Here is a 17,293-nt window from a genome sequence, read left to right as displayed (position 1 = left end):
GCGGTGGCTGATTCGCGGGCACGCCCGCTCCCACAGCGATGGTGCAAGAAGGGGCAAACATGCAATTGAAAGGAGTCGCACATGGCCAAGCGTTCCCGCCCGGCAGCCTTCATCGACGACCCGCTGTGGTACAAGGACGCCGTCATCTACCAGCTGCACATCAAGTCGTTCTTCGACTCGAACAACGACGGCATCGGCGACTTCGCCGGCCTGATCAGCAAGCTCGACTACATCGCCGAACTGGGCGTCAACACCCTGTGGCTGCTGCCGTTCTATCCCTCGCCACGCCGTGACGACGGCTACGACATCGCCGAATACAAGGGCGTGCACCCCGACTACGGCAGCATGGCCGACGCCCGCCGTTTCATCGCCGAGGCCCACAAGCGCGGCCTGCGGGTGATCACCGAGCTGGTCATCAACCACACCAGCGACCAGCACCCGTGGTTCCAGCGCGCCCGCCACGCCAAGCGCGGCAGCAAGGCGCGTGAGTTCTACGTGTGGTCGGACGATGACCAGAAGTATGACGGTACGCGCATCATCTTCCTCGACACCGAAAAGTCCAACTGGACCTGGGACCCGGTCGCCGGCCAGTACTTCTGGCACCGGTTCTATTCCCACCAGCCGGACCTCAATTTCGACAACCCGCAGGTGCTCAAGGCGGTGATCGGCGTCATGCGCTTCTGGCTCGACCTGGGTGTAGATGGCCTGCGGCTGGACGCGATCCCTTACCTGATCGAACGCGACGGCACCAACAACGAAAACCTCGCCGAAACCCACGACGTGCTCAAGGCGATCCGCGCCGAGATCGACGCCAACTACCCCGATCGCATGCTGCTGGCCGAAGCCAACCAGTGGCCGGAAGACACGCGCCCGTACTTCGGTGAAGGCGACGGCGACGAATGCCATATGGCCTTCCACTTTCCGTTGATGCCGCGCATGTACATGGCCCTGGCCATGGAAGACCGCTTCCCGATCACCGATATCCTGCGCCAGACCCCGGAAATTCCGGCCAACTGCCAGTGGGCGATCTTTTTGCGCAACCATGATGAACTGACCCTGGAAATGGTCACCGACCGCGAGCGCGACTACCTGTGGAACTACTATGCCGAAGACCGCCGCGCGCGCATCAACCTGGGCATTCGCCGGCGCCTGGCGCCCCTGCTGCAGCGTGACCGGCGGCGCATAGAGCTGCTGACCAGCCTGCTATTGTCGATGCCCGGCACGCCAACCCTGTATTACGGCGACGAACTGGGTATGGGCGACAATATCTATCTGGGGGACCGCGATGGCGTTCGCACACCCATGCAGTGGTCGCCAGACCGCAACGGCGGTTTTTCCCGCGCTGACCCGCAGCGCCTGGTGCTGCCGCCGATCATGGACCCGCTCTACGGTTACCAGACCGTCAACGTCGAGGCGCAAAGCCACGACCCGCATTCGCTGCTGAACTGGACCCGGCGCATGCTGGCGGTGCGCAAGCAGCAGAAGGCCTTTGGCCGCGGCAGCCTGCGCACCCTTACGCCCAGCAACCGGCGCATCCTTGCCTATATCCGCGAGTACACCGATGCCGACGGCAATACCGAGGTCATCCTCTGCGTGGCCAACGTGTCCCGCGCCGCTCAGGCTGCCGAACTCGAATTGTCACAATACGCCGACAAAGTACCGGTGGAGATGCTTGGCGGCAGCGCGTTCCCGCCAATCGGCCAACTGCCGTTTCTGTTGACATTGCCACCTTATGCCTTCTACTGGTTCCTGCTGGCCAGCCGCGATCGCATGCCCAGCTGGCACATCCAGCCCACCGAGGGGTTACCCGAATTGACCACATTGGTACTGCGCAAGCGCATGGAAGAGCTGCTGCAAGCCCCGGCAAGCGATACGCTGCAAAGCACCATCCTGCCGCAGTACCTGCCCAAACGCCGTTGGTTCGCCGGCAAGGAAGGGCCGATCGATGCCGTGCGCCTGTGTTACGGCGTGCGTTTCGGTACCGCCACCACGCCGGTGTTGCTCAGCGAAATCGAAGTCCTCAGCGACGGCACGGCCACCCGCTACCAATTGCCGTTCGGCCTGCTGCGTGAGGAACAGATCCATACCGCGCTGCCGCAGCAGCTGGCGTTGTCGCGGGTGCGCCGTGCCCATCAGGTTGGCTTGATCACAGACGCCTTCGTCCTCGAACCGTTCATTCACGCGGTGATGCAAGCCTGCCAGGATGGCCTGCGCGTGCCGTGTGGCGACGGTGAGGGTGAATTGCGCTTCGAATGCACAGAGCCGCTGGCCGGCCTGGCGCTCGACGACGAGAGCGAAGTGCGCTACCTCAGTGCCGAGCAGTCCAACAGCTCGGTGGTCATCGGCGACCGCGTGGTGCTCAAACTGATCCGCCGGGTCAATCCGGGTATCCATCCAGAGCTGGAAATGAGCGCCTACCTGACCGCCGCCGGCTTTGCCAATATCTCGCCGCTGCTGGCCTGGGTCAGCCGGGTGGACGAGCAACACGCGCCGCACCTGCTGATGATTGCCCAGGGTTACCTGAGTAACCAGGGCGATGCCTGGGGCTGGACCCAGAACACCCTTGAACGGGCCATCCGCGACCAGATGGAGCCCACCCGCAACGACGGCGAGGCGCACACTGACGCATTGGCCGAGCTCAGCGGCTTTGCGGCCTTGCTTGGCCAGCGCCTGGGCGAGATGCACCTGCTGCTGGCTGCACCCACCGAAGACCCGGCCTTCCAGCCGCGCCCCAGCGATGCACAGGACAGCGAGCGCTGGCGTGCACAGATCAGCACCGAACTGATCCACGCCCTCGACCTGCTGGCCCAGCACCGCGACACGCTGGACAGCGATAGCCAGGCCTTGGTCGACGACCTGCAGCAACAGCGTGACGGCCTGGCGCAGCACATCGACAAGCTGACCGAGCAGGCTCAGGGTGGCCTGCTGATGCGTGTGCACGGCGACCTGCACCTGGGTCAGGTGTTGGTGGTGCAGGGTGATGCCTACCTCATCGATTTTGAAGGCGAACCCGCCCGGCCACTTGAAGAGCGCCGGGCAAAACACAGCCCCTACAAGGATGTCAGCGGCGTGCTGCGATCCTTCGACTATGCTGCTGCGATGATCTTGCGCAGCGCGTCTGCGGTGGACCTTTCCGAGCCGGCGCGGCAAGCCCGGCAGCGGGTTGCCCGGCAGTACCTGCACCAGTCCCGGCATGCCTTTGTCGAAGCCTATGGCCTGGCCACCGCCGCCATGCCTCACGCCTGGCAGCACGCCGAGGGCGAGCGCGCGGCACTGGAGCTGTTCTGCCTGGAAAAAGCCGCCTACGAGATCACATACGAAGCCGAAAACCGTCCGAGCTGGCTGGCCGTGCCTTTGCATGGTCTGCATGGACTGATCAGTACCTGGGGAGAGTCAGAATGAACGTTACAACGCGTGAAAACGGTGGCCTTCGGCAACGGGACCTCGACGCCCTGGCCCGCGCCGAGCACGCCGATCCCTTTGCGGTACTCGGCCCCCACGGCGATGGCGCAGGTGGGCAGGTGGTCCGCGCCTTTTTGCCCAATGCCCTGAAAGTGCGCGTCCAGGCCCGGGATGACGGGCGGGTACTTGCCGAAATGGAGCAGGGCAGCCTGCCCGGGTTGTTCAGCGCGCACCTCGATGAGGCACAGCCCTACCAGCTTCATATCGTCTGGGCCGGTGGCGAACAGGTTACCGAAGACCCCTACAGCTTCGGCCCGCAATTGGGTGACATGGACCTTCACTTGTTCGCGGAAGGCAATCATCGCGATTTGTCCGGGCGTTTCGGTGCCCAGCCGACTCAGGTCGATGGCATCGACGGCGTGTGTTTCTCGGTCTGGGCGCCGAATGCCCGGCGGGTGTCGGTGGTGGGTGATTTCAACAACTGGGACGGCCGCCGCCACCCCATGCGCCTGCGCCACGGCGCCGGGGTCTGGGAGCTGTTCATTCCGCGTCTGGGCGTGGGCGAAACCTACAAGTTCGAAGTGCTCGGCAAGGACGGCATACTGCCGTTGAAGGCCGACCCGCTGGCCCGTGCCACCGAGCTGCCACCGAGCACGGCGTCCAAGGTTGCCGGTGAACTCAGCCACGCCTGGCAGGACCATGACTGGATGGCGCAGCGCGCCCAGCGCCATGCCTACAACGCACCATTGTCGATCTACGAGCTGCACCCAGGGTCATGGCGCTGCGAGCTGGACGAAGCGGGGGAAATCGGCCGTTTCTACAATTGGCGCGAACTGGCCGAGCGGCTGGTGCCCTACGTGCAGGAACTGGGCTTTACCCACATCGAACTGCTGCCGATCATGGAACACCCGTTCGGCGGCTCCTGGGGCTATCAGCCACTGTCGATGTTCGCGCCCACCTCGCGCTACGGCAGTGCCGAAGATTTCGCCGCGTTCATCGACGCCTGCCACCAGGGAGGCATTGGTGTGCTGCTGGACTGGGTGCCAGCGCATTTCCCCACCGACGAACACGGCCTGGCTCGCTTTGACGGCACGGCCCTGTACGAATACGACAACCCACTGGAAGGCTACCACCAGGACTGGAACACGCTGATCTACAACCTCGGCCGCAACGAAGTACGCGGCTTCATGATGGCCTCGGCGCTGCACTGGCTCAAGCACTTCCATATCGACGGCCTGCGCGTCGATGCGGTGGCCTCGATGCTGTACCGCGACTACTCGCGCAAGGCGGGCGAATGGGTACCCAACCGCCACGGCGGGCGCGAGAACCTGGAAGCCATCGACTTCATCCGCCACCTCAACGGCGTGGCTGCCCACGAAGCCCCGGGCGCGCTGATCATCGCCGAAGAGTCCACCGCCTGGCCCGGGGTCAGCCAGCCTACCCAACAGGGCGGCCTGGGTTTTGCCTACAAGTGGAACATGGGCTGGATGCACGACACCCTGCACTATATCCAGAACGACCCGGTGCATCGCACCTACCACCACAACGAGATGAGCTTCGGGCTGATCTATGCCTATTCCGAGCACTTCATCCTGCCCATCTCCCATGATGAAGTGGTACACGGCAAGCACTCGCTGATCGACAAGATGCCCGGCGACCGCTGGCAGAAGTTCGCCAACCTGCGCGCCTACCTCACCTTCATGTGGGCGCACCCGGGCAAGAAGCTGCTGTTCATGGGCTGCGAGTTCGGCCAGTGGCGTGAGTGGAACCACGACAGCGAACTGGACTGGTACCTGCTGCAGTATCCCGAGCACCAGGGTGTGCAGCGCCTGGTGGGCGACCTCAACCGCCTGTACCGCGAAGAGCCGGCGCTGCACGAGCAGGATTGCCAGCCGCAGGGCTTCCAGTGGCTGATCGGTGACGACGCGCAGAACAGCGTGTACGCCTGGCTGCGCTGGAGCAGCAGCGGCGAGCCGGTGCTGGTGGTGGCCAACTTCACCCCGGTACCCCGTGAGGGTTACCGCATTGGCGTGCCGTTCGGCGAGCGTTGGCAAGAGCTGCTGAACAGCGATGCCGAGCTGTATGCCGGGTCGAACGTGGGCAATTTGGGGGCAGTGGCCAGTGAGGCAGTGGCCAGCCATGGGCAGCCATTGTCGTTGGCCTTGAACCTGCCGCCGCTGGGGGTGTTGATCATGAAGCCCGCCTGACCGGTTGACCGCACTGGCCCTTTCGCCTGGAGCGGGTTTGCCCGCGAATCCGGTAGCGGCGGCAACCGTGAATGGGCTTTGGAAATTGGCCGGCAGGCCCGGCCCTTTCGCGGGTGAACCCGCTCCTACAACGGCCTGTGCCGAGCCACCGATGCGTGTGCACCCCCGATCAGTGTGTAGGAGCGGGTTACCCGCGAAGGGGCCGGCCTGCCTACCACCGCATCCGCACCCCAAGGCTGCCGATCAGCCCGTTCAGGTCATTGTCGTCCACATCATTGCTGTAATCGGCGCTGACGAACAAAGCCACCGAAGGCGTCACCCGCGCCACCAGGCCCAAGCCCAACTCCACCGTGGTCGAATAGCGCGAGCTGGAAATCTTGTCGACCTGGTCCAGCTTCACCTCATCGGCATTGCTGAAGTCATACCACACGTTGGTGCGCACATAGGGTTCGATGGGCATGCCGCGCACTTCGTAGCGCCCGGACAACTTGGCACCGACCCGGCCGCTCCAGCTCGGCTGGCTATCGAAGGCTTGCAAGGTCTCCTCCTGCACCTGGCTGCCAGGGAAGAATTGCTGGTTGATCAACTGTGCCTGGGGCTCGATGACCCAGTTGCCCCCCAGGCGGATCGGGTAACCGCCCTCAACCGAGAAGGTCATTGCGTGGCCACTGTCGTCCAGGCGCTGGCCGTTTTCGCCACGGCCCATCACGTCGATCCGCGATCCCATCGCCACGGCATCCAGGTGCCAACCCTGTTCATGGGTCATGCTCCAGTACACCCCCAGGCTTTCCCCGCTCAGGTTCACCGCTTTGCGCTGTTTGTCGCCCAGCAAAGGACGCGTGCCCTTGAAGCTGCTTTGCAGGTTGTTGTGCCCCACGAAAATCCCCGCGCGGTGCACATTGCCCGCTGCCGTTTCACGCACGAACAGGTCCGGGCCGATCATCAGTTGCTGGCTGGGCGCCTCCAGTTGTGCCGGGGGCAGCGCGCGGTTGCGGGCACTGGTGGGGAAGAACTGCGCCCACTGACTGGCAACCAGGTCGGGTGCCGCCTGCCGGTGGCGTTCGCTCATCTGCTGCGAAAACGTATTGAGGGTACCGAGGCTCAACCCACCGGCACTGAGCGGGTCGAGTGACAGTTGCGCCGCCACGGGCTGCTGCAGAAAGCCGGGGGAGGTGGGGTCACCCTGCAGTTCGTACGCGATCGTTTCCACCGGGGTTGCCAGAAGCAGCGACGTGGAAACCGCGTAGAAAATGCTGTCGAAGCGCAAGGGGTTCGAGGTGCTTTTCATGGCGGATCTCCTTTGTTTTTGTGGTGCAGCCCGAGAACCTGGCCTGTTGTCACGAGCTGTACGGCAAAAACAGTGGGCGACCCAAACCAGCACGCCGGTAATCGCAAGCGCGCACGAAGGCGCGAGCTAGAGGCCCGGCTCAAGATTTTTACAGCTTGGTATTGTTCAGCTAAGGAGAGGTCACCGCTTGCGTCAAGAAAGCGTGAATCATCTGTTCAATGTGCGTTGTGACGCTTAACTCATTGTTTTTTTGAGTAAAGTTTCCGGGTATAGCGGGGTTCGCTATTTGCCGTGCCGTGGCTATGAAGAATGATTGCTAAAGCCGCACTTCTACCGCCAGTGGCAGGTGATCTGACAGGTGCGACCAAGGTTTGTGCCCCAGAATCCGTGGCCCATGGCTTTCGGCGTTACGCAGGTAAATGCGGTCCAGGCGCAGCAATGGCAGGCGGGCAGGGTAGGTGCGGGCGAGGTGGCCATGGTGGCGCTCGAAGGCTTCGTGCAAGTCACGTTGCAGGCCAAGGGTGCGGTTGCCGTGGCTTTTCCAGTCGTTGAAGTCGCCGGCGATGATCACCGGGGCGTTGCCGGGCAGGGAGTCCAGCAGTTTACGCAGCAACTGCAGTTGCTTCTGCCGGTGGCTTTCCAGCAACGACAGGTGCACGCAGACCGCATGCACCTGGCCTTGCCCCGGCACCTCCAGCACACAGTGCAGCAGGCCGCGGCGTTCGGGGCCGGTGATCGACACGTCAAGGTTGCGGTGCTCGATGATCGGGTATTTGGACAGCAACGCATTGCCGTGGTGGCCGTCAGGGTAGACCGCGTTGCGACCATAGGCGAAGTCGCTCCACATGCTGTCGGCGAGGAATTCGTACTGCGAGGTCTGCGGCCAGCCGGGGTAGCGCGCCGCGTGGCGATCGTGGCTGCCGAGCACTTCCTGAAGGAAGACAATGTCGGCCTGTGTGCTGCGCACGGCCTCGCGCAGCTCCGGCAAGATAAAGCGCCGGTTGAAGGCGGTGAAACCCTTGTGGGTGTTCACCGTCAGTACCCGCAGGCGTTTCACGGCCGGGGCCTGGCTGACGCTGGCGAAACCATTACTGCCGGCTTCGAGGTTCACAATTCCTCCTGAAGTTAACCCTGCCTCACTGTCGCCGCCAGACCCTGTGGAGGCCAATACACCGTTCCCACCGGGTTTGGCGTGGCGATTACAACGTAGGACCTGCCAGGGCTATCACTGTTCACTCCTCGTCGTACTGCAACACCATCAGCAGCATCGACCGACCCTTCACCTCGAAGGTACTGTCGAACTGCAAATGCTGCCCCTTGCGCAACTCTGGCCGGTCGGTATCGACCAGGCAGCTCCAGTAATCGCCTTCAGGCACGGCCGGCAGCTTGAATGGCACGATGTCATGGTGGGCATTGACGATCAGCAGCACGGTGGCCTCGGCACCTGGCCGGGCGATACCGCTGACCTGCGCTCGGCCATCTATCAACATGCCCAGGCAGCGCCCGTGCGGGTCTTCCCATTGCTCAACGCTCATCTCGCTGCCATCGGGTGCCAGCCAAGTCACGTCCTTGACCCCAATTGCCTCATTGTAGTCACCCACCAGAAAGCGTGAGCGGCGCAGCACCGGGTAGGCCAGGCGCAGACGCGTCAGGCGCTTGACGAAGGCCAGCAGCTCTTCGCCTTCCTGGTCCAGGTCCCAGTTCACCCAGCCGATCTCGCTGTCCTGGCAGTAGGCGTTGTTGTTGCCGTGCTGGGTGCGGCTGAACTCGTCGCCGGCAACGATCATTGGCGTGCCCTGCGCCAACAGCAGGGTGGCAAAGTAGTTGCGCATCTGGCGCATGCGCAGGGCATTGATCCCCGGGTCGTCGGTCGGCCCTTCGACGCCGCAGTTCCAGGACAGGTTGTTGTCGGTGCCGTCCTGGTTGTTTTCGTCGTTGTCTTCATTGTGCTTGTGGTTGTAGGACACCAGATCGCGCAGGGTGAAACCATCGTGGGCGGTGATGAAGTTGACCGAGGAATAGGGGCGGCGCCCGCGGTTGTTGAACATGTCGCCCGAGGCGGTCAAGCGCGCGGCAAAATCGGCCAGCTGGCCTTCGTCGCCTTTCCAGAAAGCGCGTGCGGTATCGCGGAAGCGGTCGTTCCATTCCGCCCAGCCCGGGGCAAAGTTGCCCACCTGGTAGCCGCCGGGGCCGCAATCCCACGGTTCGGCAATCAGCTTGACCTGGCTCAGCATCGGGTCCTGGCGGCAGGCGACCAGGAAGCCATGACGCTCGCTGTAGCCATCGTGGTAACGGCCAAGGATGGTCGCCAGGTCGAAGCGAAAGCCGTCCACGTGCATTTCGCCGGCCCAGTAGCGAAGCGAATCGGTGACCAACTGCAGCACGCAGGGGTGGCTCAGGTCCAGGGTGTTGCCGGTGCCCGAGTCGTTGATGTAGTAGCGCTTGTCGTCCGGCATCAGGCGATAATACGAGGCGTTGTCGATGCCGCGCATCGACAGGGTCGGGCCGCGTTCGTTGCCTTCGGCGGTGTGGTTGTAGACCACGTCCAGGATCACCTCCAGCCCGGCGTCGTGCAGGTGCGCGACCATCTCCTTGAACTCGGCGATCTTGCCGCTGGCCAGGTAGCGCGGGTGCGGGGCGAAAAAGGCGATGCTGTTGTAGCCCCAGTAGTTGTTCAGGCCCTTGTCCAGCAGGTGCTGGTCGTTGACGAAGGCGTGAATCGGCAGCAGCTCGATGCTCGACACGCCAAGGTCCTTGATGTGCTTGAGCAGCTCGTCGTTGGCCAAGCCGGCGAAGGTGCCACGCAGTTCTTCAGGCACTGCCGGGTGGCGCATGCTGATGCCGCGGGCATGCGCTTCATAGATGATCGTGCGCTCCCATGGGATCTGCACGCGCTGGTCGCGGCCCCAGGTGAACGCCGGGTCGATGACCTTGCATTTGGGCACGAAAGGCGCGCTGTCGCGCTCGTCGAACGACAGGTCGTCGTCGGGGTGGCCGATGGTGTAGCCGAACAGTGCCTCGGACCATTTCAGGCTGCCGACCAGTTGTTTGGCATACGGGTCGATCAGCAGTTTGTTGGGGTTGAAGCGGTGGCCGTTTTCCGGCTCGTAGGGGCCGTATACCCGGTAGCCATAGACCAGGCCGGGGTGAGCGTCGGGGAGGTAACCGTGGTAGATCTCATCAGTGTACTCGGGGAGTTCGATGCGCTCGATTTCCTGCTCGCCTGTGGAGTCGAACAGGCACAGCTCGACCTTGGTGGCGTTGGCCGAGAACAGGGCGAAGTTGACCCCTAGGCCATCCCAGGTGGCGCCGAGGGGGAAGGGCAGGCCTTCGCGGATGCGCGATGGTGCGACCGAGCGGGTTTTCTTCGGGGTGCGGGGGCTCATGACGATCCTCGAGTGGCCGTGATGGAAGGGGAATTGTGCTGGCCTGCATTGGCCTCCTCGCGGGTAAACCCGCTCCTACATGCACCTGTGATGAACCTGTAGGAGCGGGTTTACCCGCGAAGAGGCCAGGATAGGCTTAACCGGCAGCAGGCTTTTTCGCCGCCCGGGGCTTTTTCGCCGCAGCAGGTTTGACCCCCGGCAGGGCCGCCGCCTTGGGTTCTGCAGGCGCCTTTGGCTTGGCTGCTGCTTTCTTGCGCGGGGCTGCCTTGGGCGCCAGCGCTTCGGCCTCGGCCAGCTTGCGGGCCATTTCCCAGTGGCGTTCTTCCTCCCCTACAGGCTTACCTTCGGATTCCCAGATCTGGTAGGCAAATTCGCGAATACGCTTTTCATCGACACTCATCATGACGCTCCTGATGCTCAAGATTGTTGTATCAACACGTTGACCGGAAACTCCGCCAGCACGGCGCTCAACAGCAACTCCTTTGAAGAGCTGACCGCCGCACTGGAGAAAAGTCCCGTCGAGTTGGCAGGTGACAAGGCAAACGGTAATACCAGCCGGGTGTCGTCCCAGTTCTGTGCCGGGATCAACGGTGTAGTGGCCCCTCCGAGCAGGCTGCTGGCCAGGCGCGGGGCGACGACGATGGCGTGCTCGCCTTCCCCTTGGCGAGCAAAGGCAATGACCTTGTCAGCATGGCGGCCCTGTACGGTCAGTGGCAGGTAGGCACCGCGGCGGAACAGCTCGGCGTGGGCCTGGCGGCAGTCCAGAAGCCGCGCGATCAAGGCCTGTTTGACGCGGCCGTCGCGCCAGTGGGCCAACAGTTCGGCGGCCGGCGTGGCGTCGTCCAGCGTGCGACGCCTCAAAGCGTAGTCCACGGCGCGGCGGTTGTCCGGGTCGACCAGGCTGAAGTCCCAGTATTCGTTACCCTGGTACAGGTCGGGCACACCGGGTGTGGTCATGCGCAACAGGGCCTGGACCAAGCCGTTGAGAGCGCCGGGGCAGGCCAGCAGCTGCGCCGCGTCGGCCAGCGACTTGCGCAGTTGCTGGTTCTCGCTGTCCAGCAGCAGGCCGTGGAGGTAATGAGCGCAGGCGCCTTCATAGGCCTCGTTCGGCGCGCTCCAGCTACTGCGCAGCTTGGCCTCGCGCAGGGCCTTCTGCTGCCACTGGCGAACACGCTCGGCGTAGTGACGCAGGGCATTGTCGTCGTGCAGGTCGAGGTCCAAGGGCCAACTGCCGAGCAGGGTTTGTAGCAGCATCAACTCGTCGCCGGGGCTGGGTGCCAGCCCGTCGTCCAACTGCGCGCGCAGGGGGGCGGCCAGCTCCCGCCAATGCTCCACCCGGCTGGCCAGCCACGTGCCGCGCTCGCTGAGTACGGCCAGGCGTGCACGCGTGTCCTCGCCACGCTTGTGGTCGTGGGTGGCGGTGGTCAGCAGGTTGTCGGGGAAATCGCGCAGGCGCCGCTGGGCCTCGTTGTGGAAATGCATGGGCGGGGCACTGAAGCGCTCTGCCTCGAAGCCCACGTCGTTACGCGACAGCAGCCTGGCGCTGCGGTAGAAGGCGGTGTCTTCCACGGCTTTGGCGGCGCTGGGCGCAGTCAACTGCTGGAAGCGCACGCAGGCGTGGCGCAGTTGCTTGCGGGCACGCCCCGGTGGCAGGTGCCGCCAGGCTTGCCCGCCCAGCCACCGCTCAAGTTGGTCCAGTAGCGGCCAGTCAGCTTCGGCAAGGTCTTGGCGGGCGTTGGTCAGCGCCTGCTGGAAGAACCCTTCGTCCTGCGCCGGGCGCCCGCAGGCATTGAAGTAGGTGCGGTACACCGGGTAATGCGCTACCAATGCCTGCAAGGCCCGGCGAATCGCGCCCAGGGTCAGGTCACGGGTCATCAGGTCGTTGCGCGCCACCTGCAACAGTGCCTGGGCCACCGATTCGCAGTCACCGGCCAGGCTGGCGTTAAGCACCAGGTGGCGGGCCTGGCGCACTTCTTCGGGGAAGTCCGGGCGCTCGCTGACGTTGCTCCACAGCTCGCTCAGCGGCGCTTGGCCGGCCGGATCATGCTGCAGCAGCGACACCTGGTTCATGAACTCGTAGCCGGTGGTGCCGTCGGTAAGCCAGTCGCGGTGCAGGTGCTCGTCGGCACCCAGGATCTTTTCCACGTACAGGGGGAAGTGCTCCAGCCCTGCATTCAGCGGCCGCCGCGCCAGCAGGCCATCAACCCGCCGGCGCAGTTTGCGGCAGTAGCCACGCGGGTCGGCAAGGCCGTCGATATGGTCGATGCGCAGGCCGTCCACCAAGCCGCGTTCGATCAGTTCGAACAGCTTGGCATGGGTGGCTTCGAACACCACGGCGCGCTCCACGCGCAGGCCGCCCAATTCGTTGATGTCGAAGAAGCGCCGCCAGTTGATGTCGTCGGCAGCGGTGCGCCAGCTGGCCAGGCGGTAGGTCTGGCGCTCCAGCAGCAGGTGCAGGCGCCTGAAACCGGCCTCGCTGCGGCTGTCGAAGGCCACCAGGGCCGATTCGAGGTCGGCACCTTCGCGCACCAAGCGTGCCAGTTCGGCTTGGAGCGGCAGGCTATCGGCCAGCGGGGTGGACGAGTCGCCCAATGCCGTGAAGCGCTCGGCCAGCAAATTGAGCGCAGGCTCTGGGCTGAGCGCGAGAATCCAGCCGTAATCGACCGGGCAGATCGGGAAACGATGCGCGTAATGGGCCACTTGCAGCAGCCCCTGCTGTTTGTCGAACTGCAGCGGTATCTCGCCATTTTTGAGCGCCACGCCGTAGTCGCTGCCGAGGAACGGCAACAGCAGCTGCCCGGCCAGCAGTGGGTCGCTGGAGTGCCACTGGATGTCGAAGAACTCTGCATACGGGCTGCGCCGCCCCCAGGCCAGCAGGCTTTGCCACCAGGGGTTGTCGGCACCGCCCACGGCCATGTGGTTGGACACCGTGTCGAGGATCAGCCCCATGCCATGCTGGCGCAGGGCGGCGACCAGGCGCTCCAGCGCGGCCTCGCCACCCAGTTCCGGGTTGACGCAGGTAGGATCGACCACGTCGTAGCCATGGCGCGAGCCTGCGCGGGCCTTGAGTATGGGCGAGGCATACAGGTGGCTGATGCCCAGTTGGGCGAAATACGGCACCAGCGGCACGGCGTGATCGAGGGTGAAGTCGCTGTGAAATTGCAGGCGCAGGGTCGCGGTCAGTGGCTTCATCGGTCACGCTCCCACGCCTGTTCGCGGGCCTGGGCCAGCAGCTCCAGGCGCCGTGCGGCGTCCTCGTCGTCGAGCAGTTCGCGAACCGGACGGGCAAAGCGCCGCCGCCAGTTGGGATGGCCGTTGGTGGTGCCCGGCAAATTGGGTTGCTCGTCGCAGCCCAGCAGGTCTTCCAACGGCACCAGCACCAGCGGCGCACGGGTATGGCCAACGAAGCGGATGGCCGCATCGATCAGCGCGTCATTGTCCTTCAGTTCGCCGTAGTTGGCTTCCAGGATGCGGCGCAGGCCGTCGCGTTCTTTCTGACGCTCGTGTCGCCAGTGCAACTCGGTAGCGGCGTCGATCAGTTGCAAACGGTGTCTCCAGTCGATGTCGCGGTTTGCCAGCCAGCCGGCCAGTGGCGCCAGGTCGTGGGTGCCGGTCGTGGCCAGGGCATTGTCGGGCCAGTCGAGAATCGGCTTGAACTGGCCCGGCTGGGTCTGCTCGAACGGCAGCACGCGCATGCCCAGCACTGCCTTCTCGGCCAGCTTTTCGCGCAGGCTGTCGGGCACGGTGCCCAGGTCTTCGCCGAGGATGATCGCCTGGTGACGCACCGACTCCAGCGCCAGCAGGCGCAACAGGTCGTCTAGCGGGTAGTCGAGGTAGGCGCCTTCGCTGGGGTTGGCCCCCTGCGGGATCAGCCATAGCCGGCGCAGGCCCATCACATGGTCGATGCGCAGGCCGCCAGCGTGGGCGAGGTTGGCCCGCAGCATCTCGATGAAGGCGCGATAGCCATTGCGCTTGAGGCCCTCGGGCGAGAAGGCGCAAATGCCCCAGTCCTGCCCGGTGTGGTTGAGGATGTCGGGCGGCGCACCCACGCTCAGGCCGGCCAGCAGTTCGTCCTGGCGGCTCCACGCCTGGCTGCCGGCACCGTCGGCGCCTACCGCCAGGTCGGCGATCAAACCCACGGCCATGCCGTTGCTGCGGGCCGCTTCCTGGGCACGTTGCAGGCCACGTTCGGTCAACCACTGGCAGAAGGCGTGGAACTCGACCTTGGCCGGGTAGGCGTTGGCCAAAGCCTCCACTTCCGGGTGGTAGGGGTCGTGCCAGGCTTTGGGCCAGTTGCGCCAGTCGGCACCGAGGCCGTGCTCCACCGCCTGGGCCTGCAGCACCTCGAAGCGGCAGTGGTGCTCCAGCGTCTGGCCGCCGGCTTCGCGGAAGCTGTCAAAATCCGTGCGTAGCGGGTGGTCGCCTTGGCTGAAACCCTGGTAAAGCGCTTCAAGCAAACGCAGCCGGGCGCTGGCGGCGCGTGGCCAGTCGACCAGAGGGCGTTGTTCCAGCTCTTCGAGTTGTTGCTCCAGCCCGCACGCTTCGATGGCCATACGCACCTCCCGTTCACCCAGCAGGGCCGCGGGGCTGGTGTACAGGGTGTTGAGCAGCAGCCGACTGGAAGGTGAGTAGGGGCTGTAGTGTTCCTGGTCCATGGCCGAGAGGGCGTGAATCGGGCTGATAGCCAAGGCGTCGGCGCCGCGCTCGGCGGCCGAGCGGGCCAACTGCTCCAGCGCCAGGCAGTCGCCGAAGCCACCGTCGCCGGGGCGGCGCAGGCTGTACAGCTGCACTGCCAGGCCCCAGCAGCGTGGTGGCGGCTGTTGCACCGTGTCTTCCAGGCTGTGGCAACGTGTTGGCGCCACCGCTACGGTGAAGCGGCGGCTGTCGATTTCCACCTGGTGATAGCCGATAGGCAGCTCGCCGGGCAGGCGCGCCTGGTCATCGAGGCTGAGGGTGACCGAGGTGTGATCTTCCAGGGTGCAGTGGGCCACGCTGGCGGCACTGAAGTAGCGCGCCAGCGCTAGCGGCTGGCCTAGGTCGGCGGTCAGCAAGGGCGGCAGGTGTTCGCTGTCTTCGGCGGTTTCCACCGCACGCAGGCTGGCGGCAACGGCCGCGTCATCGCCGGCCGGATGGCCAAGGCCTTCGAGGATGTTGCGCAGCACTTCGTCGCTGACACGCTGGGGCCTGGCATTGGCGTCAATCCAGTCGCGGTTCAGCCCGACGCTGGTTGCCAGACGATGCAGGGCAGTTTCGCTCATGGGCGCTCCTGGGCAGGGGGAAGCAGGCTGACCACGCAACTGTACGCAGCCAGGTGGGTATCCGGGTGGCGGGTGTCGCTGCTGTCGAACAGCCGTGTGGATGGCGCGGGCAGTTCGACCGCCTGCGGGGTGTCGGCCAGGTTCAGGTCGATGCGCAGCGTGTTGCCATTGCCCAGCCGCCAGCGCGCGGTCAGCGCTTTGTCAGCGTGCACCTCGGCGCCGAGGGCACGGCTGCCGGGCAAGTGCGGGATGACATGGCGGCGGCGCAGGTCGAGCAGTTGCTGGTAAAGGCCATGCCAGCCGGCGATCACCGCCTTGTTCTGCGGGCGTGAAGAGGCGAACGTCTGTTCGGCGTTGGGGTCGGGAATGTGCTCACGCTGCTTGGGGTCGGCGAACGCGCTGAAGTGGGCGAATTCGCCACGACGGCCTTCGCGTACCGCGTCGGCCAGCGCGTCATGGAAGTCGGTAAAAAACAGGAACGGCTGGCAACTGCCGGCTTCGTCGCCCATGAACAGCAGCGGGATCATCGGTGCCAGCAGCAACAGGCCGGTGGCTGCACGCAAGGCTGGCGCGGGGCACAGGCGGGTCAGGCGCTCACCCAGCGCACGGTTGCCGATCTGGTCGTGGTTCTGCAGGAACAACACGAAGGCGCTGGGCGGTAAATGCCCGCTGGGTTCACCGCGTGGTTTGCCATGCCGGTTGGCCTGGCCCTGGAACACGAAACCTTCGCCAAGGCACCGTGCCAGTTGGTCGATGGGGCGATGCCGGTAGTCGGCATAGTAGCCTTCGGTTTCACCGGTCAGCAGCACATGCAGGGCATTGTGGCCGTCATCGTTCCACTGGGCGTCGTAACCCTGTTCCAGCAGCTCCGCCTGGTTGTGCTCGTTCTCCAGCACCAACCACACGTGCCGGCCTGGTTCTATGGCGGCGCGCACCCGTTGGGCCAGCTCGATCAGAAAATCGGGCTGGTCGATGGCATGCACGGCATCCAGGCGCAGGCCGTCGCAGCGGTAGTCGCACAGCCACATCAGGGCGTTCTGGATAAAGTACTCGCGCACCTGCGGGCGGCGAAAGTCGATGGCCGCGCCCCAGGGTGTCTGCCGGTCTTCACGGAAGAACGGGCTGGCGTACTGGTGCAGGTAATTGCCGTCGGGGCCGAAGTGGTTGTACACCACGTCGACCAGCACCATCAGCCTGTAGCCGTGGGCCTGGTCGACCAGTGCGCACAGCTGCTCGGGGCTGCCGTAGGTATTCTGTGGGGCGTATGGCAGCACACCGTCGTAGCCCCAGTTGCGTTCGCCAGGGAACTGCCCCAGCGGCATCAATTCGACCGCGCTGATGCCCAGTTCGGCCAGGCGCGGCAATTGCCTGGCAACCCCGGCGTAACCCTCGAGCAGGCCGACATGTACCTCCTGGATCACGGCCTCATGCCAAGGCCGGCCTTGCCACGGGTGCTGCCAGGCATAACCGGCCACATCCACGACCTGGCTCGGCCCGTGTACGCCGTTGGGCTGGTAGCGCGAAGCCGGGTCGGCCACCTGCAGCTCACCGTCGATACGGTAGTGGTAACGGTCACCGGCCTGGCATGGCGCCACGCCGCTGTACCAGCCCTCGTCATCCGGCAGCAGTTCGATGGCCGGCTGCCGCTCCAGTTCCACGCTCACGCTGCGCGCATCCGGCGCCCAGAGGGCGAAGCGCGCCGACGTGGCGTCCAGCAAGTGTGCGCCATGTCTGTGCATCTTCCGACCCCCG

At 64.7% G+C, this 17,293-nt stretch carries 9 protein-coding genes; 2 read left to right on the top strand and 7 right to left on the bottom strand.

Features of this window, described 5'->3' with window-relative positions; genetic code table 11:
* Window positions 1–81 precede the first annotated feature (81 nt).
* Window positions 82–3,402: a maltose alpha-D-glucosyltransferase gene (treS, locus tag ACF8EF_RS07840; protein ID WP_392462007.1), complete on the top strand. Its 3,321-nt coding sequence runs from the start codon at window positions 82–84 to the stop codon at window positions 3,400–3,402.
* Window positions 3,399–5,609 (top strand): 1,4-alpha-glucan branching protein GlgB, encoded by a 2,211-nt coding sequence (glgB, locus tag ACF8EF_RS07835; RefSeq protein WP_176682241.1) that lies wholly within the window; start codon window positions 3,399–3,401, stop codon window positions 5,607–5,609. Before treS ends, glgB begins: the two co-directional genes overlap by 4 nt.
* Before the next feature lie 211 nt (window positions 5,610–5,820).
* On the opposite strand, the gene ACF8EF_RS07830 is transcribed toward glgB, so the two are convergent.
* From ACF8EF_RS07830 to treZ, 7 genes are all read right to left on the bottom strand, one after another.
* The gene (locus ACF8EF_RS07830) at window positions 5,821–6,897 is read right to left on the bottom strand and encodes an autotransporter outer membrane beta-barrel domain-containing protein (protein ID WP_176682242.1); all 1,077 of its coding nucleotides are present in this window, start codon (window positions 6,895–6,897) and stop codon (window positions 5,821–5,823) included.
* Window positions 6,898–7,213: 316 nt separating this feature from the next.
* The gene (locus tag ACF8EF_RS07825; RefSeq protein ID WP_176682243.1) at window positions 7,214–8,008 is read right to left on the bottom strand and encodes an endonuclease/exonuclease/phosphatase family protein; all 795 of its coding nucleotides are present in this window, start codon (window positions 8,006–8,008) and stop codon (window positions 7,214–7,216) included.
* Between the two features lie 121 nt (window positions 8,009–8,129).
* Window positions 8,130–10,283, bottom strand: coding sequence for a glycogen debranching protein GlgX (gene glgX, locus ACF8EF_RS07820; protein ID WP_176682244.1), 2,154 nt, complete (start codon window positions 10,281–10,283; stop codon window positions 8,130–8,132).
* Window positions 10,284–10,419: 136 nt separating this feature from the next.
* The gene (locus ACF8EF_RS07815; RefSeq protein ID WP_176682245.1) at window positions 10,420–10,686 is read right to left on the bottom strand and encodes a DUF2934 domain-containing protein; all 267 of its coding nucleotides are present in this window, start codon (window positions 10,684–10,686) and stop codon (window positions 10,420–10,422) included.
* A gap of 14 nt (window positions 10,687–10,700) precedes the next feature.
* Complete coding sequence (locus ACF8EF_RS07810; protein ID WP_176682246.1) at window positions 10,701–13,475, bottom strand: malto-oligosyltrehalose synthase; 2,775 nt, start codon at window positions 13,473–13,475, stop codon at window positions 10,701–10,703.
* On the bottom strand, window positions 13,472–15,541 hold the full coding sequence (gene malQ / locus ACF8EF_RS07805) for a 4-alpha-glucanotransferase (protein WP_392462011.1): 2,070 nt from the start codon (window positions 15,539–15,541) through the stop codon (window positions 13,472–13,474). The genes ACF8EF_RS07810 and malQ overlap by 4 nt, the downstream gene beginning before the upstream one ends.
* Window positions 15,538–17,280, bottom strand: a complete 1,743-nt coding sequence (treZ, locus tag ACF8EF_RS07800; protein ID WP_176682248.1) for a malto-oligosyltrehalose trehalohydrolase — start codon at window positions 17,278–17,280, stop codon at window positions 15,538–15,540. The genes malQ and treZ overlap by 4 nt, the downstream gene beginning before the upstream one ends.
* Window positions 17,281–17,293: the final 13 nt, after the last annotated feature.

The sequence above is a fragment of the Pseudomonas sp. zjy_15 genome, from assembly GCF_043101865.1.
GTDB classification, from domain to species: domain Bacteria; phylum Pseudomonadota; class Gammaproteobacteria; order Pseudomonadales; family Pseudomonadaceae; genus Aquipseudomonas; species Aquipseudomonas putida_Y.
Note: the sequence above shows the minus strand (reverse complement) of the source record. Positions and strands in the feature narration are given on the sequence as shown.